Source organism: Streptomyces niphimycinicus (assembly GCF_018883605.1).
GTDB lineage: Bacteria > Actinomycetota > Actinomycetes > Streptomycetales > Streptomycetaceae > Streptomyces > Streptomyces niphimycinicus.
This window is the reverse complement of sequence record NZ_JAHLEM010000583.1, coordinates 1-788: the sequence shown is the minus strand read 5'-3', so window position 1 is coordinate 788 and position 788 is coordinate 1. Positions and strand designations below refer to the sequence as shown.

The window sequence follows — 788 nt, the reverse complement described above, 5'->3', positions numbered from 1 at the left end:
GTGGACTTCAGTCGTCAGCGTGGGCTGGCGGAGGACGGTCGGATCAAGGCGTTCGCGGCGGGTGCGGATGGCACCGGCTGGGGCGAGGGCGTCGGAATGCTGCTCGTCGAGCGGCTGTCCGACGCCCGGAAGAACGGCCACCCGGTGCTGGCGGTCGTGCGCGGCAGCGCGATCAACCAGGACGGTGCGTCCAATGGTCTGACGGCGCCGAACGGTCCCTCGCAGCAGCGGGTGATCCGGCAGGCGCTGGCCGGTGCGGGTCTGTCCGCGTCCGAGGTGGACGCGGTCGAGGCGCACGGCACCGGCACCAAGCTGGGCGACCCCATCGAGGCCCAGGCCCTGCTGGCCACCTACGGCCAGGAGCGCGACGCCGACCAGCCGCTGTGGCTCGGCTCCATCAAGTCCAACTTCGGCCACACCCAGGCCGCCGCCGGTGTCGCCGGTGTGATGAAGATGGTGCTGGCCATCCAGCACGGCATGCTGCCGCAGACCCTCAACGTCGATGAGCCCACCCCTCATGTGGACTGGTCGGCGGGTGCGGTGTCGCTGCTGACCGAGGCGCGGGAGTGGCCGGAGACCGGCCGTCCGCGCCGGGCCGCGGTGTCCTCGTTCGGCATCAGTGGCACCAACGCGCACACCATCATCGAGCAGGCCCCCGCGTACGCGGACGAGACCGAGGACCCGGCGCCCGCCGCCGCGCCCCGGTCCGGCGTCCCGGCCGCCTGGCTGCTCTCCGCCAAGTCCCCCGAGGGCCTGCGCGACCAGGCCGTACGGCTGCGCGCCCACCT

The 788-nt window shown here is 73.2% G+C and carries 1 protein-coding gene; it reads left to right on the top strand.

Going from position 1 to position 788, the window contains the following annotated elements; genetic code table 11:
• Positions 1-788: ketoacyl-synthetase C-terminal extension domain-containing protein (locus KN815_RS36900; RefSeq protein ID WP_216346208.1), on the top strand; the 788-nt coding region annotated here is incomplete at both ends.